This is a genomic window from Tolypothrix campylonemoides VB511288_2, from assembly GCF_045999855.1.
GTDB lineage: Bacteria > Cyanobacteriota > Cyanobacteriia > Cyanobacteriales > Nostocaceae > Scytonema > Scytonema bouteillei_A.
In genome coordinates this window covers 487045-503868 of record NZ_JBFPMW010000004.1, presented here as the reverse complement: position 1 = coordinate 503868, position 16824 = coordinate 487045, and the positions used below count along the sequence as shown (strand labels likewise).

General features: G+C 42.1%; 14 protein-coding genes. 12 read left to right on the top strand and 2 right to left on the bottom strand.

Annotated features, from left to right (window positions below; all coding sequences use genetic code 11):
- Nucleotides 1-47: 47 nt before the first annotated feature.
- The 10 genes from AB0756_RS14860 to AB0756_RS14815 all read left to right on the top strand — a co-directional run bounded on the left by AB0756_RS14860 (nt 48) and on the right by AB0756_RS14815 (nt 13747).
- Nucleotides 48-1850 (top strand): globin domain-containing protein, encoded by a 1803-nt coding sequence (locus AB0756_RS14860; protein ID WP_038090237.1) that lies wholly within the window; start codon nt 48-50, stop codon nt 1848-1850.
- Between the two features lie 419 nt (nt 1851-2269).
- Complete coding sequence (locus tag AB0756_RS14855) at nt 2270-3457, top strand: glycosyltransferase (protein WP_063779536.1); 1188 nt, start codon at nt 2270-2272, stop codon at nt 3455-3457.
- 204 nt (nt 3458-3661) lie between these two features.
- Nucleotides 3662-3871 carry a hypothetical protein gene (locus AB0756_RS14850; RefSeq protein ID WP_050046206.1) on the top strand — a complete coding sequence of 70 codons (210 nt, stop codon included), beginning with the start codon at nt 3662-3664 and terminating at the stop codon, nt 3869-3871.
- Nucleotides 3852-4334 (top strand): chemotaxis protein CheW, encoded by a 483-nt coding sequence (locus tag AB0756_RS14845; protein WP_038090234.1) that lies wholly within the window; start codon nt 3852-3854, stop codon nt 4332-4334. Before AB0756_RS14850 ends, AB0756_RS14845 begins: the two co-directional genes overlap by 20 nt.
- A complete protein-coding gene (locus AB0756_RS14840; RefSeq protein WP_038090233.1) occupies nt 4315-5595 on the top strand; it encodes a CheR family methyltransferase in 1281 nt (426 codons plus the stop codon). The genes AB0756_RS14845 and AB0756_RS14840 overlap by 20 nt, the downstream gene beginning before the upstream one ends.
- 200 nt (nt 5596-5795) lie before the next feature.
- A complete protein-coding gene (locus AB0756_RS14835) occupies nt 5796-7553 on the top strand; it encodes a HAMP domain-containing methyl-accepting chemotaxis protein (RefSeq protein ID WP_038090230.1) in 1758 nt (585 codons plus the stop codon).
- 8 nt (nt 7554-7561) lie between these two features.
- On the top strand, nt 7562-8233 hold the full coding sequence (locus AB0756_RS14830; RefSeq protein ID WP_038090228.1) for a chemotaxis protein CheW: 672 nt from the start codon (nt 7562-7564) through the stop codon (nt 8231-8233).
- A 54-nt stretch (nt 8234-8287) separates the two neighbouring features.
- Entirely contained in the window at nt 8288-11164 is a 2877-nt protein-coding gene (locus tag AB0756_RS14825; RefSeq protein ID WP_038090227.1) for a hybrid sensor histidine kinase/response regulator, read from the top strand.
- 4 nt (nt 11165-11168) lie between these two features.
- Entirely contained in the window at nt 11169-12203 is a 1035-nt protein-coding gene (gene cheB, locus AB0756_RS14820) for a chemotaxis response regulator protein-glutamate methylesterase (protein ID WP_038090226.1), read from the top strand.
- Nucleotides 12204-12235: 32 nt separating this feature from the next.
- Entirely contained in the window at nt 12236-13747 is a 1512-nt protein-coding gene (locus AB0756_RS14815) for a response regulator (protein ID WP_038090221.1), read from the top strand.
- 47 nt (nt 13748-13794) lie between these two features.
- Here AB0756_RS14815 and AB0756_RS14810 read toward each other — a convergent pair whose 3' ends face one another.
- A complete protein-coding gene (locus AB0756_RS14810; RefSeq protein ID WP_038090214.1) occupies nt 13795-14004 on the bottom strand; it encodes an RNA-binding S4 domain-containing protein in 210 nt (69 codons plus the stop codon).
- Nucleotides 14005-14124: 120 nt separating this feature from the next.
- Nucleotides 14125-15546 carry a hypothetical protein gene (locus AB0756_RS14805; RefSeq protein ID WP_202048755.1) on the bottom strand — a complete coding sequence of 474 codons (1422 nt, stop codon included), beginning with the start codon at nt 15544-15546 and terminating at the stop codon, nt 14125-14127.
- Nucleotides 15547-15892: 346 nt separating this feature from the next.
- Between AB0756_RS14805 and psb34 the strand changes: the two genes are divergently transcribed.
- Together psb34 and AB0756_RS14795 are read left to right on the top strand one after the other, a co-directional pair.
- A complete protein-coding gene (psb34, locus tag AB0756_RS14800; protein ID WP_038090212.1) occupies nt 15893-16063 on the top strand; it encodes a photosystem II assembly protein Psb34 in 171 nt (56 codons plus the stop codon).
- A gap of 313 nt (nt 16064-16376) precedes the next feature.
- Nucleotides 16377-16733 (top strand): beta/gamma crystallin-related protein, encoded by a 357-nt coding sequence (locus AB0756_RS14795; RefSeq protein WP_038090211.1) that lies wholly within the window; start codon nt 16377-16379, stop codon nt 16731-16733.
- Nucleotides 16734-16824 lie beyond the last annotated feature (91 nt).

Sequence of the window (16824 nt, the reverse complement as noted above, 5' to 3'; positions counted from 1 at the left end):
AAAATAATTGCATACTATCAGTACAAAGTAACCTTAAGGAAATAAATATGTCTTTAAATGTTGAAATTTTAGAGCAAAGTTTTGAAAAAGTTAAACCACACGCTGATGAATTTGTAGCCAGTTTCTACAATAATCTTTTTCAAGCACACCCAGAGGTAAAGCCGTTATTTGCCAATACTGATATGGCAAATCAACAAAAAAAGCTGTTAAGTTCTCTGGTTCTAGTGGTAGAAAATCTCCGCAGTCCTGAAGCTTTAGGTTCAGTTCTCAATTCACTAGGAAGTAGACATATTAGCTATGGAGCTATTCCCAATTATTATGGGCTAGTGGGAGAAGCTTTGCTACTGACATTTGAACAGTATCTGGCTGAAGATTGGACTCCTGAAGTTAAACAAGCTTGGTTAGATGCCTTTACAGCTATTACTGCGTTGATGCTAAATACACCAACAGGAGTTAAATCTGAGATAGCAGCAAATTCAGAACATCAAGCACTTAAAAAACCAGTTGAGCAAAAACTAGGGGGAATTCCACAGGTAAAACCAGCCGACCAAATCTTAACAGAAATACCAGAAGAACCTTTAGAGTTACCTGTAGAAATATTAGTAAACAGTTTTGAAAAAGTTAAACCCCAAGCCGATGAATTTGCAGCCAGCTTCTACAAAAATCTTTTTCAAGCACATCCAGAAGTGAAACCACTGTTTACTAAAACAGATATGAAAACTCAAGAGAAAAAACTGTTAAATTCTCTGGTTTTGGTGGTAGAAAATCTCCGCAATCCCGAAGCTTTAGGGACAGTTCTCAAAGCTTTAGGAGCTAGACATACTGGCTATGGTACCATTCCCAAATATTATAAACCAGTGGGGGAAGCTTTACTGTTGACTTTTGAGCAGTATCTCCAACAAAATTGGACTCCTGAAGTCAAAAAAGCTTGGCTAGACGCTTATAGAGTAATTACTGCGTTGATGTTAAAAGGTGCGGGGGAAGAATCTGCACCTAAAGTTGTAGAACAACCTACAAATGTAGCAAAACCTGTCCCATCCGAACAACCTGCAACTTGGCAATTTCATACCAAAAGATCGGAACTGTCATTCAGCAAATTCAAGCAAATTCCTCATAAACTGATGGATGCTTTCTGGATAGCACCAACATGGTTAATCGCTATAGTTTCAGCAGTTCTTTTTGCAGTAGTTGTTGTAATTGTTGATGATAATTCTGTGTTGGGAGAGGTTTTGGGTGCGGCTGACACTGTCAGTTTGGTGGTGGCGCTAGTTCTATTCATTAAAGAAACTCCAGATCGCCGCAAACAATTTCACTACCAAGCTTGGGGTACAGTTGATGCAGCACATGGGGTGAAAGTTAGCTATGCCAGAATTTTAGCACTTCAAGATTTGAATGAAGATGGTGTTTCCCTCAGAGGACTAGATGCTCCTGGTGCGGAGTTAGTAGATATTAATCTCTCCCATGCTAATTTGAGTAATGCTAATTTAATGACAAGTGATTTGACTAATGCCAATCTCCACTCTGCCAATTTAGATAATGCTAATCTCTGTGAGGCTAAACTTAGTGGTGCTAATCTAAGTCATGCAAAACTCGGTTTTACTCGCTTGAGTCGAGCTAATCTCAATAGTGCCAAGCTGAATGATGCTAATTTAATTTGTGCAGATTTGAGTCATGCCAACCTAAGTGGTGCTAATTTGAAAAATGCAAGTTTGAGTGGTGCTAATTTGCAAGGAGCTTACTTAGGTAGTGCCAATCTCAAAAATGCTAAAGTGAGCGAAGCTGAACTCAGTGGTGCTTTTCTAGAAGGTGCAATTATGCCTGATGGTTCAAAATATCGCTCTCAAAATTAAGCCCAGTACAGTTAGCGCTTACGCTATCGCTACAACCTACATTCCGCACCTGAGTATACAAGGTTGTTGAGACCGTGGTAAGTAGCTTTGTAGAGATTGTACGAATACAAATTCCACACCTTAATTACTGAAATAAGTATAAAAAATTGCCAGGAATGATAGAGATTCAAAAAGCAGTAACGGCTTTCGACTAACTGCGCGATCGCGTTAAAGAAAATCGCAGTTTTTTTGAAGCAGCTACTGCATCACTTTTAAAACGAGTGCAAATATTGCTGGAAAGAGGAGTTCCCAACAGATGGAATGGCGTGCGGGTATTTACCGATAATGAAAACGAATATACTTATCTTATTGTAATTTTATGCAACAATATAAACTGTGTGTGCCAAGCTTAAATGTCAAATATACTACCAGGAAAAATAATGAGACAACTGACAGCACCGATATACTTCTACTGCGACCCAAGAGAAGGCGTTCCAGAGGGCAATAAGTTACAGCATTGTTTGGTTTGTCTGGCAGAAGGCTTTAGAGAATTAGGTATACCTTTTTTTTCTAATGTAAATTATTGGCAGGAGTCCCCAGAACAAAGATATCTGATTCGTCACAATCCAGACATTACCCCAAATGATTGTTCTGTAGTTATACTCTCAAATAATTGGTACACTGTTAATCTTCCTTTACCAAGAAATTTGTTTCATCCCAGTCGAAAGTATTTAACTGTTTATATAGATACAGAAGATGGCGATCGCACTTATATCGACCGACCCGAATTTAAGCAGTTTGACTTCATTTTGAGAAATCACTTTAACAAACATTTCCATTATGGCGATAATTTTTACCCTTGGCCTTTCGGACTCACTTATCGGATATTGCGAGAGTTAGAGCAAGTCCCTAACTTTCAAGATAGAAATAAACACCTACTCATCAATTACAGACATTGGCAAACCAATACCCATTCTGTCAGGCAAATGACTGGTAGCCAGGTGATTCCGCATCTTGCAAAAATATTGCCCATTTACAACTATATTGATAGTGAAAAGCCTGTAGATGATTATAACTATCATCATTGGAAACAATCAGGCGGACGCCATTACCCAAGTTACTACGAGCGCCTGAAAAATTCAGCTGCATGTGCAGCCTTTGGAGGTTTTTTTATACCCACTTGGTTTAAGCACCCTGGGAGTTTCGCCAGTCGGATTGGAAAGCGTGTTTTTACTGAGTTGAAATTAAAGTCCAACACAGCCGTACAATGGGATAGCTGGCGATTTTGGGAATCATTAGCAGCAGGATGCGTAACTCTTCACATAGATTTTGAGAAATACGGTTTTGCTCTCCCTACAATGCCAAAGAACTGGCAACATTACATCGGGATAGACTTAGATAATGTACAAGAAGCTGTAGATAGAATAGCAGCACAACCGGAAATTCTTGAAGAAATCGGCACGGCGGGGAGACGTTGGGCATTAGAACACTATAGCCCTGTCCCGATGGCGATCGCCTTTCTCAAAACAATTGGGTATCACGATCTGCAATGTGCAAGTACATCCAACAACGGACAAGGCTCTTTGAAATCGAGCCGTACTACTAGTGGTCTGTCAACCCAGAATTGACAGGTGGTTGTTGGGTGCTTGGTGCAGCTTTGCTGCACCAAGGCTTATGACAGTTGCGTAAGTCCTGTAAACTTAACAAAATTTTAAACTAGCAGTTGCGATCTTGCACCTTGGTAGGGGAACAATATGGCAGGCAACAGCTTGTGACTTTCAAAGCTGGCTGTCACCAGACAAGTCCTCTATAAAGCTGAAGGAGTTTTGGCGTTGACTAGATATGAACCACTCAGTATAGATTGTTTGCGATCGCAACAACATTTAGATGGAAGCATCGCTAAGTTTCCCTGTTCGTTTGCAGAAGCAGTTGCTCCGATCGAAACGTTGGTATTCCAGGAATTTAACCGCCAAATTATTAAAAATCAGCTTTACTATCACGCAAGAGAGCATATAAATACTGATGTTATTATTACTTTTTAATGTAGGAACTCATTCATATGCTATTGAAAGTTCTCATGTGGTTGAAGTGATCCCTAGAGTTGCTTATAGGGAAGTGCATCACGTACCAAAATATGTCGCTGGTTTATTTAATTATCGAGGAACCATTGTACCTGTTATTGATTTGTGCCACTTGATTCGAGGAACACCAAGTCAAACACATTTAAGTACCCGTGTGATTGTTGTTAGTTATCCTGGTAAAAATAACCTATTGCAGTACATTGGTTTGATGGCAGAACGAGTTGTCAAAACTCTGAACAAGTCAAAAACGGAGTTTGTTTCCTCAGGGTTGCTAGCACATGAAGTTCCATATTTGGGGGAAATGATTATGGACGAAAAAGGAATGATTCAGCATATTCATCTAGCTCGTTTATTTACGAATTTACAACAAATCAATTTGTTAGAACCAAAAGAGGGAAAAACAAATGACGTTAACAGCTATTGAAACCCTTTTGAGTCAAAGAATTGGAATAGATGCTAGTATAATAGGCTCTCGCAAAATTTCTAAAGTAGTGGATAAGCGCCTTTCTGCTTGCGGGCTATCTAATATAGAAACTTATCTCAAGCTTCTACAAACCTCTCCACAGGAATTTGAAGAACTCGTGGAACAAATCGTTGTTCCAGAAACCTGGTTTTTTCGCGATCGCAAATCCTTTGATTTTCTCATCAATTTTGTTCGCTCTGAATGGTTACCCAAATTCTGTCATACCAAACTTCGTGTTTTGAGTGTACCCTGCTCGAGTGGTGAAGAACCTTACTCAATCGCTATTGCTTTGATGGAAGCGGGATTACGCACAGATCGGTTTAGCATTGATGCTATTGATATTAGCAAACATGCGATCGCCAAAGCACAGCAAGCAATTTATAGCAAAAATTCATTCCGTGGTGAAGAATTTGTTGAACGCAATCGCTATTTTCAACAAACAGCCGAGGGCTTTGAAGTTCTACCATCTATTCGCAGTCAAGTCACTTTTCGACAGAGCAATATTTTGAGTGCATTTTCTGTTATTCAAGCCAAGTATAATGTCATCTTTTGCCGCAATTTATTAATTTATCTTAAACCATCTACCTGCACTCAAGTCCTCAATCTTGTCGAACGACTGTTACTCCCTAACGGGTTGCTTTTTGTTGGCTCTTCGGAAACTGGAAAAATCAAGAGCGATCGCTTTACACCCATTCGCCAGTCTTTTACCTTTGCCTACTGTAAGGTTGAGAGTAGCCAATTGCCAATACAAAAAATAGAATTAAAAAAAGACAAACACATACAACTTAATAAGTTCAATCAAAAGCCAATCCGACACTTGTCTTCTTGTCTCAAGAAAACACCCACCGCTTCTACCATTAGTTACACTAAAACACAATCCACTATTCATCAACCGAATATTACGCAACCTCATGAAAATCTTCACATAGCTAAAAAATTAGCTGATGAAGGACAAGTGGAAGTAGCAATTCATTATTGCAAACAGTATCTCGAGAGCGAGCAAACTAGTGCGGAAGCTCATGTTTTATTGGGTACACTATACCAGGCAAAAACTGAGTACAATCAGGCGGAACGGTGTTTCCAAAAAGCTCTTTATCTCAATCCAAACTGTTATGAAGCATTGATGCAGCTTGCTCTCCTAAAAGAATATCGCGGAGATCTAGTGAGTGCATCAATTCTTCAGCAACGAATCCAAAAGTTAAGGATAGGGATTAAGGAGTAGGGATTAGGAGCTAGAGGGTAAGTCACAGTCATTCCTTGTCATACCATTTTGGATTGAAAAAGTTGTACTTAGATTGAATTTTACCAAATAGTCCGTCTCACTCTTTTCCAATTGGTATCAACACCTTTTCTCTGACTTTTACTTCCCTACCACCTATCTCATACCCCCTAAACGTTATCTTCTACCCTCAACCTCCTAATATGTTAAGCAATACATTTAAAAATCAATCCTTGCAAGGTCGAATCATGACCTCCTTCATTTTGATGGGTATATTAATTCTCATTGTAGCTGTGGTAGGCTTGTTTGCCACATTTCGTCTGAGTAGCAATATTAATACATTAAGTAATAACAGTTTACCCAGTATAGTTGGATTGTGGAAAGTCAATGAAGGTCAAACGCAAATAGAATCCTCAGAAAGAGCTTTATTAATTCCAGGACAAACATTACAAGAACGGCAAACTGAATTGGAAAGAATCAAAAATGCTTGGAAACAAATTAATGAGGGCTTTAAGCAATACGAAGAGACACCTCGAAGTGAAGAAGAAGATAGAAACTATAAGAAATTGTTAGACAACTGGGATAAATGGAAAAACAACCATGAGGAATTTCTCAGAATTGAACGACAGTTTGAAAGTATGGAAATTCTCAATCCTTATGCTAAAGAAATGGAACTTTGGCGTCAAGGAAAAGGAACTTCACCAGAAATGACAGAAATTCAAAAAGCAGTGACGGCTTTCGACCAAATGCGCGAGCGCGTAAAAGGAAATCGCAATTCTTTTGAAGCAGCCACTACATCACTTTTAGAATCAATCAGAATTAATGAGGACACGGCTTCAAAAGCTGATAAATCGTCTGAAGATGATATCAGCCAATCACGATTCGCAACCATTATTGCCATATTGATTGGACCTGCGATCGCTATCTTCTTTGGCAAATATTTCAGCAATATCATTGCCAAACCTTTGGGAGCTAAGATTGCAGGAGTTGTGGATGTTGCTCAAAGAATATCAGGTGGCGATCTCACCACACAAATTCAACTTTCCGAACAAGAAGACGAGATTGGCAAGCTGCAAAGAGCTTTTCACACCATGAGTAAAGACTTGAACGCTCTGATTCGTCGCGTTCAACAATCAGGGGTACAAATTACAACCTCTACAACTCAAATTGCTGCTTCTGGAAAAGAATTGGAGGCTACAGTTGCAGAACAACTCGCATCAACCAAAGAAGTCACAACAACAGCTCGTGAAATTGCTGTCACCTCTAAAGGACTTGTGAAAACAATGGAGCAAGTTGCAGATATGGCTCAAGCCACTGCGATCGCAGCGAGTGATAGCCAAGATGAACTTGCAGAGATGGAAAGCGTGATGCGACAGCTTGCAGAAGCAACCACCTCCATTACTTCAAAGCTGGGCATCATGAATAAAAAAGCTGGTAACATTAATAACGTTGTCGTTACCATCACCAAAGTTGCCGACCAGACCAGCATTCTATCTTTGAATGCAGCCATTGAAGCAGAAAAAGCAGGAGAATACGGAGCAGGCTTTGCTGTCGTAGCACGAGAAATCCGACGCCTTGCCAATCAAACTGCAGTCGCCACTTTAGAAATCGAGCAGATTGTCAAAGATATGCAATCAGCTGTAGCTGGTGGAGTGATGGAAATGGATAAATTCAACAATTCTGTCAGCAGTAGTGTTGACCGGATTGGCAAGATTAGCAACCAGATTGGTGCAGTCATTCATCAAGTGCAGAGTTTACCTCCCCAGTTTGAACAAGTCAGTCAAAGCGTAGAAGAACAATCTTTTGGGGCGCACCAAATTAGCGAAGCCATGGCGCAATTGACAGAAGCATCCCATCAAACAGTAGATGCTTTACGCGAAACCAATAGCGCCTTAGAGCAATTAGATGATGCCGCCCAAGCATTACGAGGAGAAATTTCTCGCTTTAAAGTACAAAGTTAGGGGTCTGTATGTTAAATGATTGCTGGAATCAAATTGGAGTCATGGGCGATCGCTCCTGTAGCGAATTAAAAACCGTAATTCACTGCCATGACTGTCCTGTTTACGCCGCCGTAGGCGATAGTTTGCTAGAACGAGATCCCCCACTCAACTACATGGATGAGTGGATGAATATTCTCTCAGAAACACCCGTTGATGAAGAAACCGAAAGCAATGAAGCGATTATCAGGACAGAGGAAGCCATTTCCATCGTCATCTTTCGACTTGCTCGGGAGCGATTGGCTTTTCCAGTGGTCATTTTGCAAGAAGTGACTCATCCATGCGTGATTCAACCTCTACCCCACCGGAGCAACGAGTTATTTTTAGGATTGGTGAACATTCGTGGGGAAACATTACTTTGTGCTTCTCTCAGTTACCTGCTGAATCTGCAAACAACAGAAGAAACTTCTCACGATATCAAACGAATGATCGTAGCAGGACAAGGGAACGACAAATGGGTTTTTCCAGTTGATGAAGTTCATGGAATTTACCGCTTTCACTCTCAGGAGTTACGGGATGCTCCCGTTGTGATTACTAAAGCTACTCAAGGTTATACCAAAGGAATCATTCATTGGCAGGGAGAAAAAGTGAATTATCTGGACTCTGAATTGTTGTTTTACACTCTCAATCACAAAATTTTGTAGCGGTGAGGGATTAGGAGGTAGGGAATAATTATTAACTAACAATTAATTCGATCTATGAATGAATACTCCGTAATGGATCTGTTTCGTCAAGAGATTCAAGCTCAGGTGACAATCTTTCGGGAAACTCTTGAGATACTAAGAACGCAGCCCTTTTCCATGACAGAACTCGAACAAGCAACTCAAGCAGCTCATTCAGTATGGGGAACTGCTCGACTTGTAGAGTTGGAGGTTGCTTCTGACTTGGCGCAAGTTATGAAGCAGTGTTTTATGGCTGCTCAAGATAAAACTGTAACGCTTGGTGAAGAGCAGATCGAGCTTTTACTTCATGCTAGCGATTTACTTTTGAGTATGAGCAAAGCAGCAGATGGAGATTTCAAGCAATGGCTCTCAGATTATTCTTGGGATTTAGCCACGACTCAAAAGGCAATTTCAATCTTACCGACTGTAAATGTACTACAATTAGAGGACATTCATGCTGTAAATGTACTGAAAATTGAAATAAAGACAGCACAATTAGATACAACGGATTCTGTAAATGCATTGCCTAGCGAGACTCCCGTACCGCCATCAGATGCAACTCATTCTGTAACGACCCTAACAGGCGATGATGATGGTTCAATGATGGATCTGTTTCGTTTGGAAGCAGAAGCGCAAATTACTGTCATGAATGAAGGGCTGTTAGCCCTAGAAAGCAATCCTCACTCAGCACAAGTATTGGAAACATTAATGCGAGCCGCTCACTCAATTAAAGGGTCTGCTCGAATCGTTGCACTTGATGCGGTGGTTAACTTGGCTCATGTTATGGAAGATTGCTTTGTAGCAGCGCAAAATAAAACCATAACTTTAGATTCCGACCGAGTTGATGTACTGCTCCAAGCAGTAGATTTATTGCAAGGCATCAGCGAGGTGAGCAATGCAGATTTACATCAATGGCTGGCTAACAATGAAGCAGCTTTTGAACGGATGCGAGTCTCTGTAGAGACTATTTTAAATCCCAAAGCGGCACCTTTACTTATCCAAGAGAACACTTCTAACGCTCCCGTTCCTGTTTCATCTCTACTGGGAACTGAATTAAATCCCGATTCAGCGCTTGTTGTGGTGAACCAATCTCCACCACCTGCTCAAGTAATGGTTCAGGAGCGTTCGGAATTGACTGCTCCTTCTAGTTCTGCATCCGAACAGATTGCTGTTCAAGATAGAGTGGTGCGGGTCAGTGCTGAAAATTTGAACCGGATTATGGGTTTGGCGGGGGAGTCATTGATTGAAGCGAACTGGTTGCAACCTCATGCAGATTCTATGATGTCTCTCAAATGGCGTCTTGTCGAACTTTCTAGAACTTTAGAACATTTGCAAGATGCTCTTGACAGAGGAGCATATCAACAAGATGGGAAGGAATACTTGGAGGAGGCGCGACAACGGGAGCAAGAATGTCTTGATTTTTTGAGCGATCGCCTCAACGAATTGGAGCTTTATGCTCAACGAACTGCTAATCTCTCGGATCGTCTTTATCGGGAAGTTATTACTTCCCACATGCGCCCCTTTGCTGATGGCGTACAGAGTTTTCCACGCATGATTCGCGACTTAGCACGCAAGCTGAACAAGCAGGTAAATTTAGAAATTGTTGGTAAAGCAACATCGGTGGATCGCGACATTCTTAAAAAACTGGAAGCACCTCTGACTCACATTCTCAGGAATGCTGTGGATCACGGAATTGAACTTCCAGAGGAACGTGCTGCTACAGGAAAACCAAGTGCAGGTACAATCCGTTTGGAAGCTTTCCATCGAGGAGGTATGTTAGCAATTACTATTGCTGACGATGGTCAAGGTATAGATCCAGAGCAGTTGCGCCAGAAAGTTATTAATAAAAACCTGACAACGGCTGAGATAGCAACTCAACTCTCAATTAGCGAACTGATGGAGTTCCTGTTTTTACCAGGATTTTCCACAGCAAAACAGGTGACTGAAATTTCCGGGCGTGGTGTTGGGTTAGATATTGCCAAGAGTATGGCGCAAGAAGTCGGTGGAACGGTGCGTGCTGTTTCTCAAAAAGGATTGGGAACAAGTTTCCACTTTCAATTACCTTTGACACTCTCTGTTGTTCGCACGCTACTAGTTGAAATTTCTGGAAGACCTTATGCCATTCCCTTAGCTAGAATTGGTCACATTATCACAGTGGAACGTTCAGATGTTTCTGATGTCGAGAATAAACAATATTTCACGATGAATCAGAAAAATATTGGTTTGATTGCTGCTCATCAGATTCTAGAACTCAGCGAACCCTCACCCACGTCCGGACCACTTTCGGTGGTTGTGGTTAGCGATCGCGATGATACCTATGGATTGGTCGTCGATAAATTTCTCGGCGAACACGATTTGGTTGTCAGACCTCTAGATCCCCGCTTGGGGAAAGTTCCCGATATCAGTGCAACATCCTTACTCAGCGATGGGTCACCAGTTCTGATTGTGGATGTCTCGGACATAGTGCGCTCGATGGATGCCATTCTGAATGCAGGACAACTGACCAAAGTTGGTGTTGTCACAGCAGAAGAAATGGCAAACAAGCGTAAGAAAATTTTAGTCGTTGATGATTCTATTACGGTAAGAGAAATGGAGCGCAAGTTGTTGGAGAACCGGGGTTATCAAGTGGATGTTGCTGTTAATGGTATGGAAGGATGGAGCGCTGTTCGCACCAACCATTACGACTTGGTCATCAGCGATATTGATATGCCACGAATGAATGGAATTGAACTCGTTCGGCAAATCAAGAATCATCCCCGCCTGCACTCTCTACCTACCATCGTTATGTCCTACCGAGACCGGGAGGAAGACCGCCTTCAAGGCTTAGAAGCAGGTGCAAATTACTACTTGACAAAAAGTAGTTTTCATGATGATACGCTGATAAATGCTGTTGTCGATTTAATAGGTCGTTAATATTATGAGAATTGCCATCGTTAACGACTTAGCCATTGCTGTAGCGGCGCTCCAAAGAGTCTTGTTAAAAGTTCCCGATTATCAAGTTATCTGGGTTGCTCGTGATGGAGCCGAAGCAGTTGCCAAATGCAAACAAGATACACCAGATCTAATCTTAATGGATCTGGTGATGCCTGTGATGGATGGGGTAGAAGCAACTCGTCAGATCGTGCAAAACTTTTCTTGTGCGGTTCTGATTGTGACGGTGAGTGCAGAGCAAAATGTTGCCAAAGTCTACGAAGCAATGGGTTATGGCGCACTTGATGCTGTTGATACTCCAGTCTTAGGTCAAGAAAGCGCTCAGACAGCAAACCAGTTATTAACGAAAATTTCCAGAATCCGCAAACTGCTGAAAGTCTCTCCCACAAATACAAAGCCATCTGTTCGATCTCCTCAGTTAGAGCGGCGTAACAATCTCGTGTCTGGAACCTCTTTAATTGCTATTGGTTCTTCAACAGGCGGACCGAAAGCACTCGCCTCGATTTTGTCAAAGTTACCCGCCAATTTTCCTGCAGCGATCGCCATTGTTCAGCACGTTGATGCCGATTTTTCAGCAGGATTTGTGGAGTGGTTAAACCAACAAACAGCATTGCCGGTGAGATTAGCCATTGCAGGCGATCGTTTGCAAGCGGGGACAGTTCTCGTTGCTGGTACAAACGACCACCTGTATTTAAAGCCGGACTTAACCCTCAGTTACATCAAAGAACCGATAAATTATCCTTACCGTCCATCTGTTGATGTCTTTTTCAAAAGTCTCGCCCAACACTGGACGCGTCAGGGAATTGCTGTGCTGTTAACGGGAATGGGAAGAGACGGTGCTCTTGGCTTAAGTGCCTTGAAAACTCAAGGTTGGCATACTATTGCCCAAGACAAAGCAAGTTGTGTGGTGTATGGAATGCCCAAAGCGGCGGTTGAGTTAGATGCAGCTGTAGAAATTTTATCCCCTGATGCCATCGGCTCTGCACTCACTTCTAGCCCTTATTTAAAATCCAAAATCTAAAACCTCCAATCTCCCCATCTCTCAATCCCCCAATGGACGAGCAAATCACTGTATTACTTATTGACGACCAATCCATCATCGGTGAAGCCATTTCTCGAATGCTCGCTCCCGAAAAGGATATTGTGTTTCATTACTGTAGCGATCCGACCCAAGCAATTAAAGTCGCCAAAGATTCCCAACCAACTGTTATTCTGCAAGATTTGGTTATGCCACAAATGCAAGGGCTGCTGTTGGTAAAATTTCTGCGTTCCAAAGATGCACCCACTTGCAATATTCCTCTCATTGTGCTGTCTAGTAAAGAAGAACCTGTTATCAAAGCCAAAGCATTTGAACTTGGGGCAAATGATTATTTAGTCAAACTACCCGATCGCATGGAGTTAATTGCTCGCATTCGCTATCACTCAAAAGCTTACATTAACTTTCTCAAGCGATTGGAAGCGGAAGCCCTCTTCAAAGCTGAAATTCTCCGTCAAGCAGCATATATAGAGCAGGTTGATAAGGTAACATCTGCAGCGAGTGATGTAGAACGAGATGCTTTTCAACCAGAGGCTCTTGCAGAAGTTACCAAACGCAGCGATGAACTCGGACAGCTAGCAAGAGTCTTTACCAACATGGTGAAAACCGTCAAAACACGGGAAAAAGAGCTAACAAGTGCCAACGCTCAGTTAGAGTCTTTGTTAAAAGCTTACGGGCGGTTTGTACCTCACGAATATTTGCGGTTTTTACGCAAACAAACGATTACGGATGTGCAACTGGGCGACCACGTCAGCAAAATAATGGCGGTTATGTTCAGCGACATTCGCTCCTTCACAACCATTTCTGAGACTATGACACCCCAGGACAATTTTAATTTTGTCAATGCTTATTGCAAGCGTGTCAGCCCTGAAATTCGCTCTCACTACGGTCTTATTGTTAAATTTTTAGGTGATGGGATGATGGCTGTGTTTCCTGAAGGGGCTGATGATGCGGTGGCATCTGGAGTTGCCAAACTCAAACGGGTTCAAGAATATAATAAAGAACGTGCGGTGAAAGGTTATTTTCCCCTCCATATAGGCATAGGGATTCATGTCGGGCATGTGATGTTAGGTATGGTGGGTGAAGAAAACCGGATGCAGGGGGATGCTTTGTCCGACACTGTTAACCTGACAGCTCGCTTGGAAGGGCTGACGAAATTTTATGGTGTGTCAATGCTGATCTCCGAGCAAGTGCTGCGTCATCTTAGTAGCCCAGAAAAGTATCAGATTCGGTTTTTGGATCGGGTAATTGTCAAGGGACGGACGGAAGCGATCGCCGTTTATGAAGTCCTCGATGCAGAAATTGAAGAAGTTCAAATCCGAAAACTGCAAACACAATCAGAGTTTGAGCGAGGTTTGGAATCCTACAAGAACGGTGAGTTAGAACTAGCAAAAACGTATTTTGAAAAAGTACTTGCTATCCATCCTTTAGATAAGACAGCGATGCTTTATTTAGAACGGGTGCAAACATTGCAGGAAAGAGGAGTTCCTAACAACTGGAATGGCGTGTGGACATTTACTGAGAAATGAAAACCAAGATAATACTTACCTGAGTGCGATCGCTCAATGTATCCCGTTTAAAAATTGTTGAAATTTACTGTAAGCGTCTGCCCTCCCACCATCACTTCATCACCCGGTACTAATTTCCGTCTTCGCCTGGTTTCAACTGAACCATTGACTTTGACATCGCCTCCCTGAATCATCAGTTTTGCTTGCCCACCAGTCGGAGTGACACCCATCAACTTCAAAAACTTGTCTAATTCAATTGTACTGTTGCTTGTGTCCATAAGCCGTGGGAGAAGTAATATCCAAGCATTTTTACCGGGACAGAAGTTTTAGGGGCAGGGCTCGAACCTGCGTCCAGTCGGTCCAGAGCCAACCGCTCTACCACTGAGCTACCCTGTTGTCTATTCTACTTTATTGCTCCGATCCTGCAATCTTTCATGATGTTTTTGTAACGTACTGCGATGTATCTCATCTCCTATTGGGATATCGCGCTTAATTGTTTTGCCAGAGAAGAACCCTGAATTACGCAAGACTTCAGCCAACATGGGATTAGCGACCGAAACTCCATGCACCAGTTCCGGTGTTGCTTTAAATGCAACTGGTTTGCCAGAAGGACGTGGGACAGTCCATCCCTTCTTTACTGGATCGACATTATGTTTTCGACAAGTTGATTCAACCAGATTGAGGTTGCACGATTGCTGACCAGATAGAATTTCCCAAGGTAGCGGGAGTTCATTCCAAATGAATGTGTCGGGATCGAGTCCGGAACCGACACTGTAGTGCCATGCAACAACATCGGCTGCCATAAGGCTCAGCACTTTACCGAAACAGATGGTTTGAAGAATCTCTTCTGCCCCCATTGCATAAAGTAGTGCCATCCAGTTATCCCTGGCTGTGTTCCAAGCACTTGCTGTATTATTCCAAGTGCTAGAATCATTGCCGCGACGGACAACCATAGTGGAACGGTTGATGTTAGAGCGCTCCCATACATCTAGGAGTAATCTGGCAATCTCCTCAAGAATTCCATACCATCGCCCCAACAGTTCTCCTTTTTGGGCATCGCTCAGATAAGCCAGAACCTCTTGTGTAGGATAGACATGAGCGATCGCCCACCAGTTTGTATTTGCACTGTTTCGGCAACGCTTGAAAAGCACATCAGCAATCTCATCGTATGGACGCTGCTGACCATAAATTGTAAACTCACTCCGCAAGTTGCAGCGGGCAGTGTAGTAGGCAATGAAACATGCAGTGTCGCGATCGGTCGAAAAGTCTCCCCATGGCAGGCTATGAGCCAGTCCAGACTTTCCAACTTTTGTAAACATGAGCTTCTTCAACTCGTAAATCAGCTTATGCAGCTTAGCTTCCATTCGAGCCAGGTGACGAAAAAGTTTGTTGTAGCGCCGCTTTGAGATATCCATCCCGCACTCATGCCGTTCGTTACGATTTAAGCGATCTGCTTTGAAATCATTGCTACCAAAAGACTTATGAATCTCCTGGCTGATATGACGAATAAACTGTTCAACAGCATCGGGATGGTCACAGGCTTCAGTGTCTAATGGATAGGCAGTTGTAAATAACTCCATCGCTTTGTTCACCTGACGTTGCAAACCAATAGGCTTAGCAAAATCTTGCAACATTGAGGTATAGCCGAAGAAGTGTTGCCGCAGAGAACCTTTAGCTGCCTTTTGTAAAGAGGACTGCTCGGCTTGGTTTAATTGATTCTGTAGTAACTCAAGAATGTTATCAGCAACATCTTCTGGGCGTCTGCGCTGATTGAGGGAACGATAAAGCCATTGCATTCGAGCGTCATTTGTTATATTCACTTCGTTTACCAGCCCAACAGACGAAGCCTAGCCTACCATTATAACATTATTGCCACTTCAGCGATTTACCAGACTCGTTTCGACCTCAGAAAAAATCAGGCTAAGCAGTCACTGGGTGCGAGCATCGGTCATTTGCGCTTATAGAACCCATCCTTTACAAAGCTTGCTGGAAGTGCGAGCTTGCGTTGCGATCGATGATAGCCTTTGCAGCCGCATCGCATGAGCACAACATACAAATTAGCTTTTCTTATGAATACTATTTATATTGATAAGTCAAGCACTCTTGATATTTTGTAACAATATCGTTATATTTATTTACATAAGTTAATAAATAAGGAAACGAGCTATGTACACCACTGTTAACGAAGATGGCATCCTCAACAACTATCCAACCGAAACAAAAATGCAGTTTGCTGAATACCCTGCAATTTGGGAACAGCGTCAATATCTTATCCAAGGCGTGTTTGCTACATTACTTGTCGCTACTCTCGTTCTGGTTGCTTTTACTGCTAGTTAAGACGAGTAGATTTGCTTCAAACTTCAATCGACAATTGGTTTTCATGTTCTCCCTAGCGATCGAGGCTGGGGTTTTTCCATTGAAAGAGCGTTATCTCAAAGTAACTGCAAGTGTAAGTGCAATATGGCTGTACTCATAGCAGGCAGTTGGCTTATCTCACTGTGGATAGAGGTGACATACTAAAATAAACCAGATTTGACACTCCTCAATTTCACTCAACAATTCAATTAGGCTTTCAAGCATACTATGAATAGAAAGCAATATTAAAGCTTTTCAATCACAACTAATTTAATCACAAATTCGGAGAAAAAAGATGAAAGACAATCAACACGAACAATTGTTTCAGGAACTTGGCAATGAGGTGGCTGCTATCTGTACTGGAGGTGCAGCATATTTATACAAGGATGATGGATATAGAGGGGGGATGCTAACATTTACTGAAGGTACTGACGACCTTCATTGGTATGGTTTCAACGACGAAACCTCATCTATTCAGATTACAGGGACTACTCCTTGGATATTTTATGAAGACACATACAACAGAGGTAAAGCTGTAGTACTCAACCCTGGTTCCTATAACAAATACCAATTAGCACAAATGGGAATCAAAAATGACTCGATTAGTTCTCTCATTCGAGCCGATCTCGATCCGACCCGAATACTCGTTTAGTTCTAAGAGGCGGATAATTCCTCCCAGAGTTCCTCTGTTGTAAGATTTGGGGTACTAGTAGTATCAGAACAGAAAACCAGGTTAAGCTTAA

Coding starts and splice junctions, on each gene's coding strand:
- cheB (WP_038090226.1), top strand. CDS start 11,169: ATGAGAATTGCCATCGTTAACGACTTAGCCATTGCTGTAGCGGCGCTC.
- AB0756_RS14840 (WP_038090233.1), top strand. CDS start 4,315: ATGACGTTAACAGCTATTGAAACCCTTTTGAGTCAAAGAATTGGAATA.
- psb34 (WP_038090212.1), top strand. CDS start 15,893: ATGTACACCACTGTTAACGAAGATGGCATCCTCAACAACTATCCAACC.
- AB0756_RS14835 (WP_038090230.1), top strand. CDS start 5,796: ATGTTAAGCAATACATTTAAAAATCAATCCTTGCAAGGTCGAATCATG.
- AB0756_RS14815 (WP_038090221.1), top strand. CDS start 12,236: ATGGACGAGCAAATCACTGTATTACTTATTGACGACCAATCCATCATC.
- AB0756_RS14860 (WP_038090237.1), top strand. CDS start 48: ATGTCTTTAAATGTTGAAATTTTAGAGCAAAGTTTTGAAAAAGTTAAA.
- AB0756_RS14855 (WP_063779536.1), top strand. CDS start 2,270: ATGAGACAACTGACAGCACCGATATACTTCTACTGCGACCCAAGAGAA.
- AB0756_RS14795 (WP_038090211.1), top strand. CDS start 16,377: ATGAAAGACAATCAACACGAACAATTGTTTCAGGAACTTGGCAATGAG.
- AB0756_RS14830 (WP_038090228.1), top strand. CDS start 7,562: ATGTTAAATGATTGCTGGAATCAAATTGGAGTCATGGGCGATCGCTCC.
- AB0756_RS14825 (WP_038090227.1), top strand. CDS start 8,288: ATGAATGAATACTCCGTAATGGATCTGTTTCGTCAAGAGATTCAAGCT.
- AB0756_RS14810 (WP_038090214.1), bottom strand. CDS start 14,004: ATGGACACAAGCAACAGTACAATTGAATTAGACAAGTTTTTGAAGTTG.
- AB0756_RS14845 (WP_038090234.1), top strand. CDS start 3,852: ATGTTATTATTACTTTTTAATGTAGGAACTCATTCATATGCTATTGAA.